Source organism: Streptomyces sp. NPDC057543, assembly GCF_042801895.1.
Taxonomy (GTDB): domain Bacteria; phylum Actinomycetota; class Actinomycetes; order Streptomycetales; family Streptomycetaceae; genus Streptomyces.
Genome location: NZ_JBHVFF010000158.1, coordinates 1 through 20002 on the forward strand (window position 1 = coordinate 1; position 20002 = coordinate 20002).

The 20002-nt window shown below is 67.2% G+C and carries 23 protein-coding genes, 1 tRNA gene and 2 pseudogenes; 11 read left to right on the forward strand and 15 right to left on the reverse strand.

All coding sequences use genetic code 11. The annotated features are described in order from the left end of the window. Nucleotides 1–467, reverse strand: a 467-nt coding sequence (locus ACFU8Q_RS24505) for a VC0807 family protein (RefSeq protein WP_384457459.1), incomplete at its 3' end; no start/stop codon positions are given. Further along, nucleotides 464–1093 carry a TetR/AcrR family transcriptional regulator gene (locus ACFU8Q_RS24510; protein ID WP_384457461.1) on the reverse strand — a complete coding sequence of 210 codons (630 nt, stop codon included), beginning with the start codon at nt 1091–1093 and terminating at the stop codon, nt 464–466. The genes ACFU8Q_RS24510 and ACFU8Q_RS24505, both read right to left, overlap by 4 nt. 75 nt (nt 1094–1168) lie before the next feature. Between ACFU8Q_RS24510 and ACFU8Q_RS24515 the strand changes: the two genes are divergently transcribed. Beyond that, a complete protein-coding gene (locus ACFU8Q_RS24515; protein WP_384457463.1) occupies nt 1169–1537 on the forward strand; it encodes a hypothetical protein in 369 nt (122 codons plus the stop codon). Nucleotides 1538–1570: 33 nt separating this feature from the next. On the opposite strand, the pseudogene ACFU8Q_RS24520 reads toward ACFU8Q_RS24515, so the two are convergent. Together ACFU8Q_RS24520 and ACFU8Q_RS24525 are read right to left on the reverse strand one after the other, a co-directional pair. After that, nucleotides 1571–2224 (reverse strand): annotated as a pseudogene (locus tag ACFU8Q_RS24520) (serine hydrolase domain-containing protein); the annotation flags it as partial. A 464-nt stretch (nt 2225–2688) separates the two neighbouring features. Next, nucleotides 2689–3528, reverse strand: coding sequence for a helix-turn-helix domain-containing protein (locus ACFU8Q_RS24525; RefSeq protein ID WP_384457465.1), 840 nt, complete (start codon nt 3526–3528; stop codon nt 2689–2691). A gap of 125 nt (nt 3529–3653) precedes the next feature. On the opposite strand from ACFU8Q_RS24525, the gene ACFU8Q_RS24530 reads away from it, so the two are divergent. The 4 genes from ACFU8Q_RS24530 to ACFU8Q_RS24545 all read left to right on the forward strand — a co-directional run bounded on the left by ACFU8Q_RS24530 (nt 3654) and on the right by ACFU8Q_RS24545 (nt 6087). Then, the gene (locus ACFU8Q_RS24530) at nt 3654–4016 is read left to right on the forward strand and encodes a VOC family protein (RefSeq protein WP_382957889.1); all 363 of its coding nucleotides are present in this window, start codon (nt 3654–3656) and stop codon (nt 4014–4016) included. A gap of 26 nt (nt 4017–4042) precedes the next feature. Further along, nucleotides 4043–4462 carry an SRPBCC family protein gene (locus ACFU8Q_RS24535; RefSeq protein WP_384457467.1) on the forward strand — a complete coding sequence of 140 codons (420 nt, stop codon included), beginning with the start codon at nt 4043–4045 and terminating at the stop codon, nt 4460–4462. A 554-nt stretch (nt 4463–5016) separates the two neighbouring features. Then, complete coding sequence (locus ACFU8Q_RS24540; RefSeq protein WP_384457469.1) at nt 5017–5466, forward strand: helix-turn-helix domain-containing protein; 450 nt, start codon at nt 5017–5019, stop codon at nt 5464–5466. 45 nt (nt 5467–5511) lie between these two features. Then, on the forward strand, nt 5512–6087 hold the full coding sequence (locus ACFU8Q_RS24545) for a PIN domain-containing protein (RefSeq protein WP_384457471.1): 576 nt from the start codon (nt 5512–5514) through the stop codon (nt 6085–6087). Nucleotides 6088–6436: 349 nt separating this feature from the next. Here the strand turns inward: ACFU8Q_RS24545 and ACFU8Q_RS24550 are convergent, their stop codons facing one another. From ACFU8Q_RS24550 to ACFU8Q_RS24570, 5 genes are all read right to left on the reverse strand, one after another. Further along, nucleotides 6437–7027, reverse strand: a complete 591-nt coding sequence (locus ACFU8Q_RS24550) for a DUF5994 family protein (RefSeq protein ID WP_384457473.1) — start codon at nt 7025–7027, stop codon at nt 6437–6439. A gap of 225 nt (nt 7028–7252) precedes the next feature. Then, complete coding sequence (locus ACFU8Q_RS24555) at nt 7253–7675, reverse strand: YjbQ family protein (protein ID WP_358856988.1); 423 nt, start codon at nt 7673–7675, stop codon at nt 7253–7255. Between the two features lie 272 nt (nt 7676–7947). Then, nucleotides 7948–8220: a hypothetical protein gene (locus ACFU8Q_RS24560; RefSeq protein WP_329840475.1), complete on the reverse strand. Its 273-nt coding sequence runs from the start codon at nt 8218–8220 to the stop codon at nt 7948–7950. A 385-nt stretch (nt 8221–8605) separates the two neighbouring features. Continuing rightward, nucleotides 8606–9724, reverse strand: a complete 1119-nt coding sequence (locus ACFU8Q_RS24565; RefSeq protein WP_384457476.1) for a PP2C family protein-serine/threonine phosphatase — start codon at nt 9722–9724, stop codon at nt 8606–8608. A 671-nt stretch (nt 9725–10395) separates the two neighbouring features. Beyond that, entirely contained in the window at nt 10396–10638 is a 243-nt protein-coding gene (locus ACFU8Q_RS24570; protein WP_384457478.1) for a hypothetical protein, read from the reverse strand. Between the two features lie 270 nt (nt 10639–10908). Here ACFU8Q_RS24570 and ACFU8Q_RS24575 point away from each other — a divergent pair. Continuing rightward, nucleotides 10909–11013, forward strand: a pseudogene (locus tag ACFU8Q_RS24575) (histone-like nucleoid-structuring protein Lsr2); the annotation flags it as partial. 179 nt (nt 11014–11192) lie between these two features. Here the strand turns inward: ACFU8Q_RS24575 and ACFU8Q_RS24580 are convergent. The 3 genes from ACFU8Q_RS24580 to ACFU8Q_RS24590 all read right to left on the reverse strand — a co-directional run bounded on the left by ACFU8Q_RS24580 (nt 11193) and on the right by ACFU8Q_RS24590 (nt 12630). After that, nucleotides 11193–11465 carry a hypothetical protein gene (locus ACFU8Q_RS24580; protein WP_384457480.1) on the reverse strand — a complete coding sequence of 91 codons (273 nt, stop codon included), beginning with the start codon at nt 11463–11465 and terminating at the stop codon, nt 11193–11195. Nucleotides 11466–11558: 93 nt separating this feature from the next. Next, nucleotides 11559–11834 (reverse strand): hypothetical protein, encoded by a 276-nt coding sequence (locus tag ACFU8Q_RS24585; RefSeq protein WP_384457482.1) that lies wholly within the window; start codon nt 11832–11834, stop codon nt 11559–11561. Nucleotides 11835–12069: 235 nt separating this feature from the next. Further along, a complete protein-coding gene (locus ACFU8Q_RS24590) occupies nt 12070–12630 on the reverse strand; it encodes a DUF5994 family protein (RefSeq protein ID WP_358856991.1) in 561 nt (186 codons plus the stop codon). 285 nt (nt 12631–12915) lie between these two features. Between ACFU8Q_RS24590 and ACFU8Q_RS24595 the strand changes: the two genes are divergently transcribed. The 3 genes from ACFU8Q_RS24595 (at nt 12916) to ACFU8Q_RS24605 (ending at nt 16099) form a co-directional block, all read left to right on the forward strand. Continuing rightward, complete coding sequence (locus ACFU8Q_RS24595; RefSeq protein ID WP_384457485.1) at nt 12916–13440, forward strand: DUF5994 family protein; 525 nt, start codon at nt 12916–12918, stop codon at nt 13438–13440. A 478-nt stretch (nt 13441–13918) separates the two neighbouring features. After that, complete coding sequence (locus ACFU8Q_RS24600; protein ID WP_384457492.1) at nt 13919–15781, forward strand: APC family permease; 1863 nt, start codon at nt 13919–13921, stop codon at nt 15779–15781. 111 nt (nt 15782–15892) lie between these two features. After that, entirely contained in the window at nt 15893–16099 is a 207-nt protein-coding gene (locus tag ACFU8Q_RS24605) for a hypothetical protein (RefSeq protein WP_384457487.1), read from the forward strand. A gap of 61 nt (nt 16100–16160) precedes the next feature. Here the strand turns inward: ACFU8Q_RS24605 and ACFU8Q_RS24610 are convergent, their stop codons facing one another. Further along, a complete protein-coding gene (locus ACFU8Q_RS24610) occupies nt 16161–16907 on the reverse strand; it encodes a DUF1838 family protein (protein WP_358856995.1) in 747 nt (248 codons plus the stop codon). Nucleotides 16908–17202: 295 nt separating this feature from the next. Then, a tRNA-Gly gene (locus ACFU8Q_RS24615) sits at nt 17203–17276 on the reverse strand. 466 nt (nt 17277–17742) lie between these two features. Between ACFU8Q_RS24615 and dcd the strand changes: the two genes are divergently transcribed. Together dcd and ACFU8Q_RS24625 are read left to right on the forward strand one after the other, a co-directional pair. Beyond that, the gene (dcd, locus tag ACFU8Q_RS24620; RefSeq protein WP_072487843.1) at nt 17743–18318 is read left to right on the forward strand and encodes a dCTP deaminase; all 576 of its coding nucleotides are present in this window, start codon (nt 17743–17745) and stop codon (nt 18316–18318) included. Nucleotides 18319–18324: 6 nt separating this feature from the next. Next, nucleotides 18325–18825 carry a phosphoribosyltransferase gene (locus ACFU8Q_RS24625; RefSeq protein ID WP_384457489.1) on the forward strand — a complete coding sequence of 167 codons (501 nt, stop codon included), beginning with the start codon at nt 18325–18327 and terminating at the stop codon, nt 18823–18825. Nucleotides 18826–18935: 110 nt separating this feature from the next. Here ACFU8Q_RS24625 and ACFU8Q_RS24630 read toward each other — a convergent pair whose 3' ends face one another. Beyond that, a complete protein-coding gene (locus ACFU8Q_RS24630; protein WP_384457491.1) occupies nt 18936–19856 on the reverse strand; it encodes a Yip1 family protein in 921 nt (306 codons plus the stop codon). Nucleotides 19857–20002 lie beyond the last annotated feature (146 nt).

A 20002-nucleotide genomic window follows, 5' to 3' on the forward strand; every position in this document is an offset into this window, starting at 1 on the left:
AATACAGCACTGTGTTGCCACAAGTGCGCAACGCGATTTGCCAGTTCCGGCGTACTGAGCTTGATGACAATGTCCAGAAGGAAGGGGCGGGATGTGGCCAGAGAGCCGATGACCCACACACCGAACAGGCCGGTGATCCAGCTCTCGCGCGCCAGGAGCGTGCGCGGGTCACCCGTAACGAGCGCGACCGCCAACGACAACGTCATTGCCACGATCACGAAGGTCCCCATCGGGTCCCACCGACGCTGACGCACCCAGGTCACGGCGACAGTGGCGGCCGGGGCCAGTGAGGCGAGCACGAGAGCCAACCACTGATTCACTTGCGCGCCCCGCAAGCCGTAGAAGGCCACGAGTGGGATCACCACGTCTCCGGCCAGCGCGCCAGCCATCTTCGGCCAGGACGTCCCTGCGTGCGAGGGTTTCGACTCGGAGCGAGCTCTTCTGGTCTCGGCGCGGTGCTCGGTCACGTGTCCTCCTTGGCGTCGGTCCGGCGTGTGGCCAGGTCGAAGAGCGCCGCCAGTTCATCGGCGTACGCACCAGGGTCCAAGTCGGGTTCGTGGGCGAAGTACGCGGGTGCGGCATCGATGGCCGCTCGGATGGACACGGCCATCGGCCTGGTGGCGAAGTCGCGGAAGTCTCCGTTGCGTTGCCCCTCGCGCAGCATCTGCTCAATGGCGTCGATGTTCGGTTGGTTCGTCGCAGCCCCGAATACCAGAGCTCCGTCCGCGTCGCGCAAGTTCTGGATGACTTCCATTGCGGCGCCAATCCAACGGGGGTGAGCGGAGGCGAACAGGATGCAGCTGCGGATGTACCGGATGAGTATCTGACGCGGCCCATCCGCGGTGGCCATGTCCTTCACGATCTCCTGGGCTGCGAGGGCGTAGAGATCGCTGACGACGGCTCGCAGCAGTTCGTCCTTGTTCTTGAAGTGGTAGAAGAGCGCACTCTTGGCGATTGAGGCACAGCGGGCCACCTCCGCAGCGGAGGTGCCTGAGAAGCCGAGCCTGTCGAGCGTTTCGATCGCACTGTCAATGAACTGACGGCGCCGTGCTTCCTCGATGAAGGTTCGCCCTTCTGTAGCGTCAGACCGCATGGTCAGATATTAGACCATGCGGTCTGACGCCGCGACGCGGTCGACAGTCTGGACGTCACCTTCAACTGGTCCCGCGTGGCAGCAGCTCCACCCGGCACACCACGCGAGGTCGAGTTCGACCACGATGTCATCGCCATCGTGGAGCGCGTGTCCGACCAGCTCAAGACGAGTGTCTACAGCCGCGAGAACGTGATCTTCGGCTTGGTCACCCACCTGAACCGGCATCCGGACAACGAGACAGGCAGGGTGGGCGTGCAAGCCCTCATCCAGCGACGCAGCCGTACGGTCTGGATGGACCTCCCCGACGCCGGCTATCACGAGGCAGTCCGCTGCCATGACTCCGGCATCCCCGTGCGTGTCCGTGGCGTGCTCAACAGCCCACCTGGAGGTACCGCCATCATGCAGGCCGCCGACTTCGGACCGGACCCGTCCGTGGGGCAGTAACGGCTGTCGCCGGGCGCACCGAACGCGACGGACTTATCGGCCGCCGTGCCCCGCTCTTGGGTGAAGCCCCAGGCCAGAGACCTGGGGCTTCGTCGTTGTCTCGCGGACGCCGCATGTCCCGGGCTCATGTCCCGCGCATATCGCTGCGTCAGCCGGACCGGTGAGCTTGTTGGTCAGCAACACCGCCCAGCGGTCGGCGGTGGGTGAGACCCACATGCCGGTGCCGGTGAAGCCGTAGTGGACCCAGACGTCCTGCTCGTCGGTGCTGCTGGGGGCCGGGTGCCAGAACAGGCCGCGTTCTGGTTGGAGGCCGCTGGTCTGCACAGTGAGGGAGTGCGTGCTCCACTCGGCGCCGAAGCCGGCCTGGGCAGGGGCCGTGGTGTGGTCGAGCATGGAGCGGAGAAAGACGGCCAGGTCGTCGAGGACGATGAAGGCGCCGGCGATGCCGCACACTCCGCCGAGGAGTCGGGCGGAGAAGTCGTGGGCGGTGCCCTTGAGGTGGGTGCCGGTGTCCTGGTCGAGTTCAGTGGGGGCGCATCGGGCGGCGAGGTTGGTGGGCAGCGGGCCGAAGCGGATGGTGTTCATGCCCAGGGGGCGCCAGGTCCTCGTCTCGGCGAGCTGGTCCGGGGGTTGGCCGGAGAGGTGTTCGGCGAGGTAACCGAGGATGAGGGCGGCCCGGTCGGTGTACTACTGCCGAAGGCTCCCCAAGGCCATCCGGAGTTCGTGGAGATCGCGATGCGGAACTCGCGTTCGTCAGCGCTGGTTGCGTATACGGCGAACCGTGCCTTGCCACGTGCGCAGCATGCGGCGACCGCGGGATCGTACCCCTCAACGGGATCCAGCGGTTCGGCACAGTGCCCGCGCCGAACCGCTTCGCGAGCCAGCGCTTCTCTCAGGCCGCCTGGCGCAGCCAGCTCCGGATAGAGCTCGGGCAGCACTTCGCTTGAGCGTTCGGGCATGTGCACACCTTAGGTAGTGATAACGAGGCCAGGCGGGCTGATCGCGCCGAACCGTGAACGGGCGCGGCATCTGAGCTGGGCAAACGTTTGCTGTGGGCCTCGGGCGAGGTGGTTCGCCGCTCCCTTCTCGACTGCTGCGCACCGTCCCTACTGGCACGTAGTGGCACGTGCCGGCCACTGACTGAGGGCCCTCTACCCGGCTATGTCCCCCTCAGGGTGCTCTGGGGTGAGGAGCCGCCGCAGTGCCGTCGGTGTGTGACCGAGGTAGTGGCGCATGGTCCGGGTGAGGTGGGCCTGGTCGGAGAAGCCCAGGTCGGCGGCGAGGGTGGCGAGGCCTTCCTCGCCCGCGTCCAGACGGTCGAGGGCGCGGCCGACACGGACCCGGTTGCGGTAGCGGGTCAGGGAGACTCCCAGCACGTGGGTGAAGGCGCGGCTCAGACGGTAGGGCGAGACGCCGAGGAGCTCCGCGAGCGGCAGCAGTCCCTCGGAGGCGGGGTGGGCCTCGCCGATCGCCTGCCGGGCCGCGGCGACGAGCGGCCCCTCGTCCCGGCCGGGGCGCGTGCCGGTCGGGACGGCTCTGTCGACGGCCTGTCCGACGGTGGCGGAGAGCAGCCCGAGGAGTTCTTCGGTCACAGCGTGGTCCACGTCGCCGGTGCGGGCGGACGCGAGGACGCGGCGGCGGGCCAGGTCGAGGCGGGCGTCCACATACACGCTCTGCCGAGCCGGGCGGGCGTCCTCACCGGCCACGGCCCGCCACAGCGTGGGCGTCAGGCTGATCGAGGTGCACTCGTCGCCCCCGGCGGCCGGGTGCGCGAAACGCTCTTCCTCACCCGGCACACCGAGATAGCCCGTCGTCGGGTCGACCTCGGCCGGGGCGCCGGCCACCTGCCTGCGGAACCGGCCGCGCTGCACGAGCACCACCCGGTAGTCCTCGCGCACCTCCGTCTGCGACCAGTTGGTGTGGTCGTCCCGGCAGCTCACCGCAGTGATACGGAAGTCGGGCCGGGCGGCGAGGACGGTGGCGGTGAGCACTCTTCGACGCTACGCCGGGGGTCTGACATCGGCCCCGCGCAAGGATCTTCAAGACCGGGATGGGGCGTGGCGAGCAAGCTGAGCGGCGTCGCACGTCATCCCGTACCGCTCAAGGAGTCACCGTCATGTCCGTTCTCGCGCAGATCAGCACCGTAGTCATCGATTGTGGAGACCCGGTTCGGCTCGCCGAGTTCTACAGGGAGGTCACCGGCTGGGAGATCACCTACAGCGGCGAGGACTACGCCTCCCTGGCCGGCGGGGAGCAGCCCGGCCTGGCGTTCGTACGCATCGAGGGCTACCAGGCCCCGGGCTGGCCCGACGATGCCAAGCACGCCCACCTCGACTTCACGGTCACCGACCTGGAGGAGGCGGCCGGCCGGATCCTCGCCCTCGGAGCGTTGAGGCCCGAGTTCCAGCCCGGCAAGGACCAGTGGGTCGTCCTCACCGATCCCGAGGGGCATCCGTTCTGCCTCACCACCGGCGCCTGACACGTCCCCCGACAGGAGAAGGGCACATGGCTCACATCAACAAGGAATTCCTGATCGACAGCTCCCCGGAAAACGTCTGGGCGGCCCTGCGCGAGGTCGGAGCCGTGCACCAGCGCCTGGTGCCGGGCTTCGTCACGGACACTCGCATGGAGGCGGACACCAGGATCGTGACCTTCGCGAACGGTGTGGTCGCGCACGAGCTGATCGTCGACATCGACGAGGCGTCCCGCCGGGTGGCCTACGCGGTGGTCGGCGGCTCGATGGCGCCGAAGCACCATCACGCCTCGATGCAGGTCCTCGCCGACACCGAAGGGCGCAGCCGTTTCGTCTGGACGATCGACGTGACGCCGGATGAACTCGCCGTCCCCATCGGTGAGATGGCTGAGCAAGGCTCGCGCATCATGCGGGAGACGCTGAAGGCCACCCCGGGCCCGGCGGGCAGGTAGGAACCTCGGGACAGGTGGTGCAGAGGCGGTGCAAGGCGCTTAGACAGGTCTAGACAACAAACAAGGCCCAGGTTGCTGACCTGGGCCTTCGTCATGGAGCGGGTGACGAGAATCGAACTCGCGCTCTGAGCTTGGGAATCACCCGGCCCTTGACCTTACATATGGGATCTGACCTGCTGAAATGCGTCCCGATGGTCAGCCCTGACTGCTACGTCGGTTCCTTTGGTGACCGCTGTTTACCGCTCCTACTGGCACGTTGTGGCACGGCCTCTTGCGTGGTGACAGGGGGAGGTGTTGGCAGGGGGTGCGCGTTGCCCAGCGCGCTGGCGTGGTTCGCCGGGATGCCCGGTGGCGTGGGCATCAGCTTTGCCTGTGCTGCTCACGTATCTGTTCGGAGGGCCTCCACGGGCCGTTGGCCCGCAGATCGGTGGGCAGGGCAAGTCGCTCGGGCGGGACGCGGCAGATCCCGTCTGCCCTGGGGTTGCCCACGCCGGACCCCCAGGTTACAGTTATTTCAGATGATGCGTAGGCGGGGTCAGTGATTGGAGGCGACCATGGCTCGTTCCAGCGTTCTTGCCCGTGCCGAGAAGGTGGAGCCGAATCCCTCACACCAGGGTGCGCTCGCGGCGGCTGCTCGGATGGCGCCGGAGGCGGTCGAGGTGTTGGTGCGTACCCGGGATGGCAGCGAGCTCGTGCTGCCTGGGGAGCTGGTCCGCCTGCTTCTGACCTCGGCCGGTGAGCTTGCCCGTGGGCATGCGGTGACGGTCCTGGCGTCCGAGACGCAGCTGTCGCCCGCTGAGACTGCTGAGCTTCTGGGTCTGTCTCGGCCGTTCGTCGCACGCTTGCTTGATGCCGGCGACATCCCCTCGACGAACCTGCCGGGCAGTAGCCACCGGGTGGTCCGCCTTGCGGACGTGCTGGTGTACCAGCGGCAGCGTGAACGACGCCGAGAGGGCCGGCGCCAGATCGCAGATGTCTTGGAGGGTGTCGATCCGGCCTCTTGATCCAGGCGTCACGGGTAGCCGTCGAAGTGAAGAAAGAGGGGGAGCGTGGCAGCGCGGGTCTTTGTGGACACCAACGTCCTGTTTCCGTTCTCGGTCATGGACGTGATGCTGGCCCTCACCGAGGATGCTATCCACGAGATCGTGTGGTCCGAACGGCTGCTCGCGGAGTGGGAGCGGGTCATCGTCCGGGAGGGAAAGCGTTCGGCGAAGTCGGCTGCCGCAGTTGCCCAAGCCGTCCGGCGTTTCTTCCCCGACTGCGAGATCGACAGCGCGGTATACGGGCACCTCGTGGATGAAATGCCGGGTGATGACCCCGACGACCGGCATCACTCGGCGGCAGCGGTGGCGGCCGGTGCCGACGCCCTGATCACGTGGAACGTTGCCGACTTCCCTGCCGGTGATTTGGCCGAGCGCGGAGTGCGAGTGATCGACCCGGATTCCTACCTGTGTGGGCTGTACAAGGAGTTGCCGCACGAGGTCGCGGAGACGGTAGTCAGACTCGTCGGAGAGAAGCGCAACCCGCCAGTCACCCTCGCTGATGCCGTCGCCCGTCTCGCGAAGGCCGGCCTACCCGTCTTCGCTGACCTGCTGACAGGACACCTCGGGCACCGAATGAGGTGACGCGAGGGCTGGTGGTGCGAAGGTGGTGCCGAACCCCTGATGCGGACCAGACGGAAAAGAAGCCCCTGGCCGTTGGCCTGGGGCTTCTTCATGGAGCGGGTGACGAGAATCGAACTCGCGCTCTGAGCTTGGGAATCACTGGCGCTCAGCCCCCATAAACCGCTCTGAACTGTAGGAATGCCCTTGAGGGGGCGCCATCCGGGGGCGCCTCAGTACCGCTATTTGACCGGTGCTGACCGCTCTGAAGGGCACGGATGGGGCATGAGTACCGAAGGTGGCTGTTGGCCCGGGGCATTCTTCCGGCGCGGGACGGGAATCGACGCCGCGCTCTCGAAGGTTTCCACGGTACTCAGATACCTTCCACCGCATCTGGTACCTGAGCAACGATTGCTTGGGCGGGGGAACGCGATGTCGGCAGGCTTGCTCCATGGCCGCCTTCGGAGTCCCAGACCGAAACCAGGGACAGCTCCATCTCCTCCGCGATCCGGCGTTGCTCCGCTTCCTCCATCAGGGCGCTCGCGGTGAGGGTGCCCAGCGGATAGGCGGCCTCCGTCATGAGCCGGGCGGCTGTGGCGGGGATGGTCTCCGGTGGAATCACCAGCAGGTCCCAACGGCCGGTGTTGTAGGAGAGCAGCAGCAGCTTGTGGGGATCTTGCTCCGCCTTGAACCAGCCGACACCCACCACATGCCCGTCGACGGGCACCTTCCGTGGGATGACCGGCCAGAACGTGGGGTTTACCGTGACGTGGGTGATCCGCCCCCACAGCGGGTCGAGGACGGCCGTCAGTGCGGGAAGTTCTGCCGTGAGGTCACGGGAGCGGGGCCACCACGCACCGTCGAGCAGAGCCGGAGTGGTACCGGCCGGCGCCAGCATGAGTCTGACGGGCAGCGAAGAGGTCCGGCCTTCGACCGCATACGTATACCGAATAGTCGTGGTCATGGCGCGGACCCTGCCCCGGGCCGATCGCAACCCGGTGTCGTGAATCGCCGAAAACGACACGAGCACGGAGACTGGTGTACGAAGTGCTCTCGGTAGTTTCAGCTTACTCGCGGTAAGACCCGCCGGACCGATACGGAGCCTCCCGTGCGGGAAACTGGACGGTCTCGTACGGCACTGGCTGCCAGCAGGGGGACTGTCAGCCGCAGGGCCGCGTGGGTCGTGTGGTCAGCTGAGGAAAGACAGCCGGACTTGGCGTTCGGGGCTGTCCCGGTCGGTGTTCACCAGTACGACGGACTGCGAGGTCCCCAGCTCCAGCTCACCGTCGACTACGGGCAATGTGGCGTGTGGTGGGACCAGAGCCGGGAGCATGTGGGCCCTGCCGTGGCCAGGACTGCCGTGGCGGTCTTGCCAGCGGTCGTCCGCGGGAAGAATGTCGCGGAGGGCCGCCAACAGGTCATCGTCACTGCCCGCGCCGGTCTCGATGACGGCCAGGCCGGACGTCGCGTGGAGGGTGAAGATGTTCAGCAGTCCGTTTCGCCCGTGAGCGACCTCTCGGAGGAACGCGGAGCATGCGTTCGTGAGGTCGTGCAGGGTCTCCGTGGAGCCGGTTGTGATGTTGATCGTGCGGGTGGTGAAGGTGCCAGCCATGGTTCACCGATACCCATTGCGGAGCCCGAGCACTGACGGCCGGATGGGTTGTTCCTCCGGGACTCCGCCGGTAAGGGCACGCGCTCCCGTACCTGGACAGGTCCTCATGCCGTCTCATCCGAGTCCCGCAAGCGAGACCTGGACCGCGACTTCCTCGCCTGCCCGGCCCCAGACGCATCCCTTTGCGTCCAGTGCCCAGCCCCCGGCCAACGGCACCTGGAGTACCTGGCACCGCGTAGTCCGGGCAGCTCGGACGTCGCCCGGGCTCCGCGTCAACCGTGCTCTTCCTCTTCAGACTCCATACGTCGAATGCCTTGGTGCGTCAGCGTGATCATGAGCGGCGTATTGCCCGCGGCCCAGTCGACCGTGATCAGGCCCTCGCCGACCAGATAGGTGCAGGCGGCCGCCAGATCCTCTTGGGGGATCGCGAGTTCCTGGAGCAGCTTCGCCCCGGTGATCCCCAGCAGGCGGTTGCCTTCAGTGGCCTCGTACAGAGCCCGCATGATCTTCTCGCGGTACGCCTTCCGGTCGGCTAGCGATGCCATGACTGCCACCTCTGGGGGAAAAGGCGCCGTGCTTATCGCGGCGGAGGGGTGCCGGGATGCCCGGCGAGGAGCCGACTCTCTCGCAGCTGCTTGAGGAGGAGGGGCCGGTGTACGTCCCCGCATTCATTATCCGTCGAGGGGGGTCCTGGCTTTATGCGCGAGAGCGGGCTCTGGCTCAACTTCTGCTTGTAGTAGGCACGCTGAGTCACGAATGTCTGTCTGGGATGAGTCCACAGCGCAGACAAGCAAAAGTGGCGTCCGGAGGTTCAACAGTTCCGGCGGTGACGGCTGCCTTCGCCCTCCGGGCCGAGGGCGCCTTGGCGAACGGCGGATGGGCCGCAGGGGCTTCGGCTCCGTCGGCTCCGTAGCGGCGATGGCTGTCGGCTCAATCGAGGGTGGCGAGATGATCGGCGTCGCCGCCGCGCCACTCGATGAGGAAGATGGTCGCGTCGTCGCTGGTGATGTCGCCTCGTTCCTGTTTCAGAGCGTGGGAGAGCGCGCGCACCACCGGCCGCACCGCGGTGTGGTCACGGAGGATCCGGTTGGTGCACTCGATGAGTTGCGCCTCACCGAACTGTTCCCCGCCGGCTTGGTGCTCCTCGATCAGGCCGTCGGTGAAGCACAGCAACCGGTCCCCGGGTTGCAGCATCCGCTCGCTGACTTCCGGCTGGTCACCGCCGAAGCCGACCGGCAATGTGGTTGGGCTCTCCAGCCTGTCCACCACGGCGCGGTCACGGATCAGCAGCGGTGCCGGGTGGCCGGCGTTGACCCATTGCAGCCGGCCTGTGGCGATGTTCAGACACATCATCTGTGCGGTGACAAAGTGGTCGGGGCCGAACTGCTCATTGATGGCCTTGTCCATGAACGCGTACACGTGGGACAGATTGGTGTTGGCCCTTCGCGTGTGGCGATAGGCGCCGATGGCTACCGTCGCCATGGTCGCCGCGTCCAGGCCGTGGCCCATCGCGTCGATCATGGCCACATGAAGGATGTCGCCGTTGAGGGCGTAGTCGAAACTGTCGCCGGCCACGTCGTACGCGGGCTCCAGGATTCCGGCCACCTCAACCTGCGGAACAGTCATCGACAGCGGGGGTAGCAACGACCACTGGATCTCCCCGGCCACGCTCATCGGGGCGCTGCGTCGGGCCTGGAAGAACAGGTCGGTGTAGGCGTCCTTGGTGACGATCATGTCGGCGACCAAACCGGCGAGTCTGCGCAGCAACCGTCGGTCATCGTCATCGACGCTGTCCAGGGTGACGGCCATCGCCCCGACCTGGTCACTGCCGTCCAGCAGTGGCAGATACATCCGCACGGTGCCGTCCTGCGGTAAGAGGATCGAGAGGTCCCGGCCACCGACCCTGGCCACCTCTTCCGCAACGAGCGGGGCGATCAACTGCGGCGGCATCTCGTGAGTCCGGTCCAGCAGCACACCCAGCAACCGCTCACCAAACCCCTCCGACCGGTCCACCCCGAACTTGCTCGGCTTTCGCCTGCCTTCGGACATCGGTGCTTGCATCCCTTCGTGTCGCGGCATGGGAATTCAGTGGGCGGTCGGTTGTGTGGAGCCGGTACGAAGCGGTGCCACCCTGGATGGGGAGCAGCTTCTCCGTCCCTCTAGGCGCCGACGCCTTCAGCACCCCAGCCACATATTCCGGCTCACGGTGCCCCCGACCCGACGCACACCCCGACATACTCGGATTCAGCGGGCAGTCAACGGCGATCCGCTCGAAAGAACGTTCACACGCCCCATACGCACAGGGCTCCTCGCACGACAGTGATCAACCCGTACAGCCTGACACCGCCAACCGGCCCAACGAGCCGATTACGCCAGAGGCGGCATGTCCCACCCGGTCAGAACAGTTGGCATACATAGTCCCCTGCTCAAACGGGGCCTCCTCCCGCGACCTGACTGCGGTCGGCCGGTACAGGGGTTCGCGGTGTCGGCGCCGAATAGCTGCGGTGCCGACGACGGCGCCCCGGCCCGAAGGGCGCCGGTGTCCGCGGTGTGGCCGATGAGCATGATGACCTCCGACCAGGGGAGTCATGAGCATGCATCTGGCATGGGCAGGGGTCGGTGTCCCCAGATACGGCCTCCGGCAAGTCTCCGCCCAGACGTTGCAGGTGTCTCGTGCAGGCCCCCCGCCGTCGCTGACTGCGCGGGGCACCCGCAGTTTCTCAGCCTCCCAGGGCGTGGTTGATCACGCTGCCGTTGCTGCAGTTGTTGGTGTGGTCACCGACCCAATCACCGTTACCAGGCACGGCGGCGACTTCCTGCAGGCACGCCACGGACTCGGTGAAGTTCCAGTTGTTGGCGGCGTTGACGCCGCTGCCGAAGTTGCTGTCGTTGTCGGCGTGCGCCGGGGCCGCCATGCCGACGATCGCGAGCGGCGGGGCAGCGAACATGATGATCTTCTTCATGTCCCGGAGCAACGAGCGCCACCACCACAGGATGCGCCGCTTCTCGCGGACTCACTCGCCGAGCGGTCGATTGTGGGCCGCGCCCAGCGGGGCCCATTCGACGGCGGTTTTGTAGGAGCGAATTCGCGCGACGTGACTGGCGTGTGTCGCAGGTCACGTGAAATGGGTCTCGTGATTTGAGAAGGTCCGGCGGGCAGGTGGTGCAAGTGGTGCGTCGCGCCCCCTCCGAGCAGGGAATTCCGGCGAGTTGGGGCACGCGGAGGGCACGCCCCGACCAGGCCACCCGTCGCCACTGACGCCATCCGGCAATGGGCACGCGCCAACGGTTACGAAGTGGCCGACCGCGGCCGCATCAGCGCCGAGATCCGCGAAGCATGGGAGCCGGCCAACTTCGCCCGATACCGCCGTCGCCCCCGCCCGAAGCCGTTGTCGCGCTGTCCCAGGCAACTACAGCACCGGCGGTCCGGAACCCGTAGGGCAATCGAGCTTTACCGCACAAGGGGGCATTCCATGTCGATGGGGTCTCGGCCCTCGGAGCCGTCTTTTGCGTGGTTTCAGCTCCGTTCCTCTTCTTCGGCTTCCATGAGCCGGATTCCCTGGTGCGTCAGTGTGACCATCACGGGTGTGTTTCCTTGTGCCCAGTCGACGGTGACGAGCCCTTCGCCCACCAGATATGCGCAGGCTGCTGCCAGGTCCTGCTCAGGGATTTGAAGATCGTCGCGCAGCTTTGCCCCGGTGACACCAAGGAAGCGATTGCCTTCCGTGGTCTCGTACAGGGCCTTCATGATCGCGTCGCGGTAGTGCTTCCGCTCTTGCAGTGTTGCCATGATCGCCGCCCACTCGTGCCGGGCACCGAATCGGAGCCTGTGGGGCAGGCGCGGTAGGTACGCCTGCCCCGCTGTCCGTTGCGGGCCCTCGCTTCAGATTTCGTCCGTCTGTGTGCGGGCGTCCTGGGAGGATTGACTGGTTACCAGCCAGGGTCGTGCCGGCTGTGGCGTGTGAGTGGTGTCGACGGTGAGGTGGAGGCGGGTTCCGCCCGCGTCGTCGACGGGGTAGCTGCGCTGTTCGGTGGCGCCGAAGCAATGACGGAGAGCTTCTGCGACCTGACGGGCGACTTCGGGGGACTCGGCGACGATGCGCACGTCGGCGTTGCCGGCCGAGGGGAGTTCTGGTGACTTCACGGTGACCTCGCTCATCAGGGACGACAGGGATGACGTGTCGGTGGGTGTGATGCCGTCGCGCCACACCCACCGCCCCCGGTCAGAGAGAAGACCGGTGTCCTCCATGGCCTCCCAGCCTGGTGCTCGCGGTGGGTGGCTACGGGCGGTTCAGAGGGCTCGGTCTGCTGCGTGATGAGCTGATGGATCAGGAACCTTTCCGCGATGACCAAGTTGGTGATCACGGCCACGGTGGTGATCGTCTCCACGCCCCTCACTTCCCTCGGGCTGAGGTCAGGAGCCCGGTTGGGTTCCCTGCCGCCGAGGCGGTTCCGCCTTCGGTCTCCCACCCTTCTTCCTGCCACAGCGCCTCCCGCGCGTCACGGGTGGCGTCCTCGCTCGCCATGAGAGCGCTGGCGGTCTGGAGGCCGCCGGGAGTGGCTGCGGCGGACATCAGCCGGGCTGCAGCGGTAGCGTCGGTCTCCGGCGGGATCACCAGCAGGTCCCAGCGTCCCGCGGTGTAGGAGAGGAGGATCAGCTTGTTCGGGTCCTGCTCTTCGGCGAACCAGCCCACGTGCACCGTGTGCCCGGTCACCGGCACCCTTCGCGGCACCACGGGCCAGCAGGTCGGGTTCACCGTGACATGAGTGATCCGGTCCCAGCGCGCGTCCAGCGCGTCCGTCAGAGCGGGGAGTTCGCGGGAAAGATCGCGGGAGCGAGGCCACCAGGCGCCGTCCAGGAGACCCGGAGGCGATCCTGCCGGAGTGAAGGAAAGGCGGGCCTGTGACGAAGGTACGCGCTCGCTGATGATCGTGCGGTCGACGGTCGCGGTCATGACGCGGACCTGTCCCCGGGGCTCGTCTTCGACGTCCCGGTGTTGTTGCTCGCCGAGAACGACACTGGCGTGAGAGCCGGTGTGCGAAGTACTCCCGGTCTCTTCACTTTACTCCGGCCGGCGGTCCGTAAAGGCGCGCGTGACCAGGAACCTTCCTGGCGAACGCGGGTCCGGCTCGGCCGCCGCGCGGCGCGCCCGCCCCCCTCCCCGGCACGCGGAGTACGGTGAAGTGACGAGGTGATCTCGCCGGGCGGACGCACCGCCCCGGAAGGCGGGCGAACACACATGGCCGACCCCGACACTCCTTGGGCCCCGCAACTTCTGCCGGACGCGGCCCACCAGGCCGTCAGACCCGGGACGGCCCTCTTGAGGCTGGTGACCACTCACACCCGCGAGCAAGTTCTCGACGGCGCGTGGTGGCCGCGTTCTCACGACATCGGCGCTGAGCTCCCCGGTCTGATTGCCGCGCTGACCGAGCACCTCGGCCCCGTCCTGCGCGTCGGCCTCGACGCCGGTGCCTGGGAAGAACTGCCGACCCGTCTGGTCATCGACGACCGGGTCGTCCACATCGACTCCTTCCCGGTCGGCGACGACACCATCCTCATCACCCGAGGCGACCAGGATCACTTCACGCTGCTGGTGGTCCCACCGCACGCGACACCTGAAGCAGCTCGCGCCGCGATGGGCAGGGCCGTCCAGGCCGGCAACGTCACGCAGGCCGAGCAGATCCTCATCGATACCGGCACCCGTCGCGCACACCCGGTTCCCACGGAGGAACCGCAGACGGGCCGCGAACGCGGTGAGCGGTGAGGAAGCCGTCGAGGCTTCGACGCTCCTTCGGTGAGAGGGATGCAGGTTGCCGCGAAGCTGCAGCTTGGACAGGCACCCATAGGAGACACTGTGTTATGTGACGCATGCGCAGAGTGATGGTGGTGGTGAGGGTCGATGTGGCGCGCTGAGCACGTCGGCCGTCCTGCCGGGGCTCGACGAGGAGCAGCTGCGGCTGCTGCGTCGGGTGGGGCGTGAGTGGGGGCGGGTGTCGGCTCCCGAGGCGTGGCACCGGGCACTGCCCGTGGATTCCGATCTGGGCAGATTTCCGTCCCCTGCGGAGATCCAGCCTGTCGGTTGGGGTCGTCTGGTCAGCGTCTCGCCTCTCGGCGGACAACCGCTCGCCCCCGACGAGGCCGCGGGAGAGCCGCCCCCTGGCCGACTGGGCCGCATGGGTTACCACGTGCGGCGCGTCGCTCTCGGCGCCGCTCTGAAAAGCACGGCGATCGCGCAGGAGCGGATGCGCAAGCTGGTGGCGTTGCCCGTCCTGTCCGCCGACGCCCTTTCCTCGGTTGCCTACGGGCCCGAGGCCATGCTCGCCGTCCTCGTGCTCGGTGGTGCCGCGGGACTGGCCTATTCCGTGCCGATCGCCGCAACGATCGCCTTCCTGATGCTGGCGGTGGGGGTGTCGTACCGTCAGACGATCCGCGCGTATCCGCGCGGCGGTGGCTCGTACATCGTCGCCAGCGACAATCTGGGCCGCGTTCCTGGGCTGATCGCCGCCGCCGGCCTGATGACCGATTACATCCTCACGGTCGCCGTGTCGATCGCCTCCGGGGTCGCGGCGATCGCCTCGGCGGTTCCCTCACTCGCCACCGATGCCGTCCCGATCGGCGTCGGCGTGATCGCCCTGCTGCTCGCCGGGAACCTGCGGGGCATCCGGCAGGCCGGCGCACTGTTTGCCGCGCCGACCTACGCCTTCATCATCGCGGTGTTCGCGCTCGTCGCCGTGGGCCTCGTCGACGCCGCAGGTCGTGGTTTCCACCCCACTGCGGCTCCGGACCTGAACGCCACGGAGAGCGTCGGCGTACTGCTGGTGATGCGCGCCTTCGCCTCCGGGTCCACGGCGATGACCGGTATCGAGGCGATCTCCAACGCGGTGCCGGCATTCAAGCCCGTGGAGTGGCGCAACGCCCGCACCACGCTGACTTGGATGGTCGGTCTGCTCATCGTGCTGTTCGCCGGTACGGTCGCCATGGTCCTACTCGACGGTGTCGTGCCCAGCACCCAGGAGACGGTCCTCTCCCAGCTCGCCCACCGCAGCTTCGGCTCCGGACCGCTGTACATCCTCACGCAGGCCGCCACGGCCGCGGTCCTGCTGCTCGCGGCGAACACCGCTTACAACGACTTCCCCCGCGTGCTGTTCCTGCTCGCCCGTGACCGACACGCCCCACAGATCTTTCTGCGCCTGGGCGACCGCCTCGCCTTCAGCAACGGGATCATTCTGCTGTCGATCGCGGCGGCGCTGGTCTACGTGGCCTTCAGCGGCATGACGGCATCCCTGATCCCGCTGTACGCCGTCGGTGTCTTCCTGGCCTTCACACTGTCCCAGGCCGGAATGGTGGTCCACTGGTGGCGCCTGCGTGACCGCCACTGGCGCAAGAGCCTGTTCTTCAATGCCACTGGTGCCCTGCTGTCGGCCGTCGTCTTCCTCACCGCCGGCATCACCAAGTTCACCGAGGGCGCATGGGTCGCCGTGCTCGCCGTCGGACTGTTTCTCGTGGTGACGATGCGCATCCGGCGCCACTACGAGACCGTCGGCAAGGCGCTTCGTCTGCACCCGCACGCCATTGAGTTGCCCACCCCCACCATCCCCGCACACCCCAGCCGCGGCGCGGCACAGTCCCCGGCGACAACTTCGCAGCTGCCCGAGGCTCTCCCCGACGCGCGGACGGAAGAAGAGGACGAGGAGACACCCGAGGAGATCCGCCACCTATCGGTCGTCCCCATCGCGACCATGGACTTGGCCGGCATGCGCGCACTGGCCTATGCCGCGTCGCTCCACCAGCCCGTACTCGCGCTTCACGTCAGCCCCGAAGAGGACGAGGCCGAACGCTTCCGCGAGTACTGGACCCTGTGGGGCGACCACCTCCCGCTGGAAGTCGTGGTCTCCCCCTATCGCGCGATCGTCGCACCACTGGTCCACTACATCGAAGCCCTGCACGCAAAGCGCCCGGACCTCACCTTGACGGTCATCCTGCCGGAGATCGTCACGATGCGCTGGCGGTACCGCCTGCTGCACAGCAGGATCGCCCCACGGCTGCGACACGCACTACGCCCGCTGCCGAAGATCGTCATCACCACCGTCCCTTTCCACGTGTAGCCATCTCCCCGTGGCCACGCTTGTAGCTTCGCGGCATGCCGATTACCACATCGCCCACCTCGGCCTGAATTCCCGACTGCGGCCGACACCGGCGCCAAGCTCAAGGACCTCATGGTCCGAGCCCGCCAGTCCTCGGAGCGCGCGCAGCTGATCCACCAGCATTCCACCAAGGAACACCTGCGCAGGCTCGCCGCCGACATCGATCGCGATGTGCGGCGCCAGCAGTCGTCCACGGCATCGGACAGCGGTGGCGCGACGGTTCACCCCCTGGTGCCGAGCCCGCCCGGACCATCCGCCCACCGGGTCGGGCGGCGTTGATCGTGACCTAAAGGGGGCCGGTCCGGGGGTCCGGGGCGGCTGGGCGGGGTGGAAAGCCCGGCTACTTCGGTGGGTTGAGCTTGCGGAAGTACGTCCAGCTGGTCTCGTTCGGCTCGCTCCACTCCTCAGGGGCCCGGGCGAACTCCGGGTGGTGGTCGGCGATGTAGGCACGGGTGCGCTCGGGGACCTCGGCGTACGAGCCGAGCTTGCGGCCCCGGCAGTGGAAGGTGAGGCCGCCGGGCCGCTGGCCGCAGGCCATCCACGGGAGCCACGGGGACATCCGAGTCCACGACATGGTGGCCGGGACGCTGGGCGCCGGGCCGGCCAGGTCGGCGCGGTCGGCGAAGAACTGGAAGAGCTCCAGGGCCTTGTACGTGTCGTCGGCCGAGTGGACGGGGTACTGGGCCACCGGCAGTGGCGAGGGGTAGGCGAGCGGGATCTCCAGGCTGAAGCAGACCTGTCCGCCGAGCTCGGTCGTCGGGATCGGGAAGGGGCGCCACTTCTGGTTCGCCGGGTCGTTCCAGACGTGCACCACCGGCAGGTCCTGCCAGGTCTCCAGGATCTCGCGGGTGACGGGGTCCAGGTAGAAGGCGGCCTCGCGGGTGAGCAGTTGGTAGGCGTCCGGGCCGGCTTCGGCGTCCTGGACCAGGCGGGCGACGTTGAGTCCTTCGAAGCCGAAGACGCGCTGGTAGGGCTCGTCGGGGGCCCAGGTGTACACGTCTCCGGACCACCAGTACTTGACCTCCTCGCCGTCGAGGGAGGCACGGGTGCGGGCGAAGGAGCGGAGCAGCCCTGCAGGTGTCGTCATGTGGACTACTCTGCGCGGCCGCCGCCTCGGCTGGGCAGGAAACATCCAGGCCGGGGCGGAAGCGGCCGGAAGAAGCCGCTCCCTGGCCGACGGGCCCGGCAAGATCCGAAAGAGACGACCTAATCGCGTAGTGACGCAGGCCACTTGAATTCGGTCTCGCGATGCGGGACGACGAAGTGAGACCCCCAGTCCCAGGACATCGCACCCGCCATCGAAGGTCGGAGGTGCTCTTATGGCACGTGAATGTGGTCTAGACAACAAGAAAGGCCCTGGTCTCTGACCAGAGCCTTCGTCGTGGAGCGGGTGACGAGAATCGAACTCGCGCTCTGAGCTTGGGAAGCTCATGTTCTACCATTAAACTACACCCGCGAAGCGCACCGTTGATCCGTCGCGCACCGTTGCACACTCTACCCCATGCCAGGTCCCCGGCGTTTGAGCCGTGGGGCCTTTTTGTTGTGCGGGAGGGTGGATGCGCGTGCCGGGGGAGGGAGTTGGGGGCGTAGCGTGGGGGGTCGGAGTGCCGCCTGGAGTGGCGTCCTGTTCATCCCCTAATGTGGCGTTCTCGTCCACGGTTTGTTGGGGAAGGGACTTGATGGACTCCATGGAGCGCACCGTCGTCCGCTGTGCCGAAGGGCACGTTTTCGCTACCGCTTCGTTCCCGATGCAGCAGCTCGGGCCCGGGCGGATCGGTCCCGGGCGGCTCATTCGCTGTCCTCGTTGTGCGCGGCTTCGGCATGCCGTGCCTGTGGTGTTCGAGCAGCGGTAGGGGCGGTGTCAGGCGCGCGGGGCGGTCCCGGATTGGGGCGGGCCCGCGCGTTCTGCGTATCCTCGGGGCGTGCTTCTCTCAGATAAGGACATCCGGGCCGAGATCGACGCCGGACGTGTACGCATTGATCCGTTCGATGCGTCGATGGTGCAGCCGTCGAGCATCGATGTGCGGCTCGACCGCTACTTCCGGGTGTTCGAGAACCACCGCTATCCACATATTGATCCGGCCGTCGAACAGGCCGATCTGACGCGCATGGTCGAGCCGGACGGGGACGAGGCGTTCATCCTGCACCCCGGTGAGTTCGTGCTCGCTTCGACGTACGAGGTCATCTCGCTGCCCGACGATCTCGCGTCGCGGCTGGAGGGCAAGAGTTCGCTGGGGCGGCTCGGCCTTGTGACGCATTCGACAGCCGGCTTCATCGACCCCGGTTTCTCCGGGCACGTCACCCTGGAGCTGTCGAATCTCGCGACTCTGCCGATAAAGCTGTGGCCGGGGATGAAGATCGGGCAGCTGTGCATGTTCCGGCTCAGTTCGCCCTCGGAGTTCCCGTACGGCTCCGAGCGGTACGGATCGCGGTACCAGGGCCAGCGCGGGCCGACCGCGTCGCGGTCGTTCATGAATTTCCACCGGACCCAGGTGTGATGCCGGATGAGCGGTGAGCTGCGGGAGAACCTGACCTACGAGGGTTTCGGTCATGCCGTGCGTGAGCTGGCGCAGACCGTGGCCGACGACGGGTACGAGCCCGATGTCGTGCTGAGCATCGCGCGGGGCGGGGTGTTCGTCGCGGGTGGGCTCGCTTACGCCTTGGACTGCAAGAATATTCATCTGGTGAACGTGGAGTTCTATACCGGGGTGGGTACCACCCTGGAAATGCCGGTGATGCTGGCGCCCGTTCCGAATGTCATCGATTTCTCGGACAAGAAGGTTCTGATCGCCGACGACGTCGCCGACACCGGGAAGACGCTGAAGCTGGTGCGCGATTTCTGTATCGATCATGTCGCCGAGGTGCGCAGCGCGGTCATATACGAGAAGTCGCATTCGCTGGTGAAGTGCGAATACGTGTGGAAGAAGACCGATCGCTGGATCAACTTCCCGTGGAGCGTGGACAAGCCCGTCGTACGGCGCAGCGGGCAGGTTCTCGACGCGTGACGTGTGGGCTGTGACACGTGGCGTGTGAGCGTGCTCCCGGCTTCTGGAGATACGCAGGAACCCCTGGTCCCAGGACAAGGGGTTCCTGCGTATCTGTGCGGGCGGGGGTGTCAGATCGTGCCCAGCTTGATGATCGACAGCAGCGCGATCAGCTGGATGGCGGACGCGCCCAGGGCCTTCGGCCACGCCAGGTCGTGCGACTTGCTCACCATCGAGGTGAAGAGCGCGGCCGAGGCGAGCCAGGTGATCCAGCCGAGGACCTGGACCAGGGAGTTCTCGCCGCCGAGGAAGAGCGCGAATATCAGGCGCGGGGCGTCCGTGATCGACATGATCAGCATGGAGAGGCCCACGGTCGGCTGCCAGGAGCCGTCGCCCCCGAGCTGGCGGGCGAGGGTGTGGGTGACCGCGCCCAGGACCAGGCCGCCGATGACGAAGCAGATGCCGGTGACGACGACGTAGGGGACCGCCGCGGAGATCGTCGCGTGGATCGCGTCGTCCCGGGCCTGGTCGAAGCCGAAGAGGGCGAGCAGGCCGTACAGGAACGTGACGATGAGCGCCGGGCCCCAGACCGGGTAGTCACGCATCTGCCAGAACGTCGGTCCCGGGCGCAGCACGATGCCGGTGAGCAGGTCCTTCCACGGCAGCCGTGGGCCGACGGGCTGGGCGGGCGCCTGGCCGGCGCGGTAGGTGTTGCCGTCGCCGTACGGGTCCTCACCAATGCTGAACGCCTGGGTGTGACCGGGGGAGTTGGCGTACGGGTCGCCCTGCTGGGGTGATCCGTGGGGGTGGTGGGGCTGCTGGTACGGGTCGCCGAAGTACTCCGGTTCGCCGTGGCCGCCACCGCCGTTGTAGCCGCTGCCGTAGCCGCCGTTGTTGTACGGGGGCGGGGCGCCGTTGCCTTCCGTCGGCGGCCATGGCTGCTGAGCGTACGGCGGTGGTGCCTGTGTGCCGTACGGCTGCTGCCGTGGTCGCTGCTGCGCTTGCTGCGGGGTGCGGTTGTCCCGGCCGCGTCCGATCCTGAATCCAGCCACGTCATCGAACGTACCTGGTCCGCGCGGGTGCGGTGAGAGGGCCTGGGAAACCCGCCCGCCATTGCGGCCGAGCTGTGACATCCCCTAGGGGATGCCCAGGAGGAAAAGCAGAAGCGGCCGGTCCTGCCCCCGAGGCAGGTCCGGCC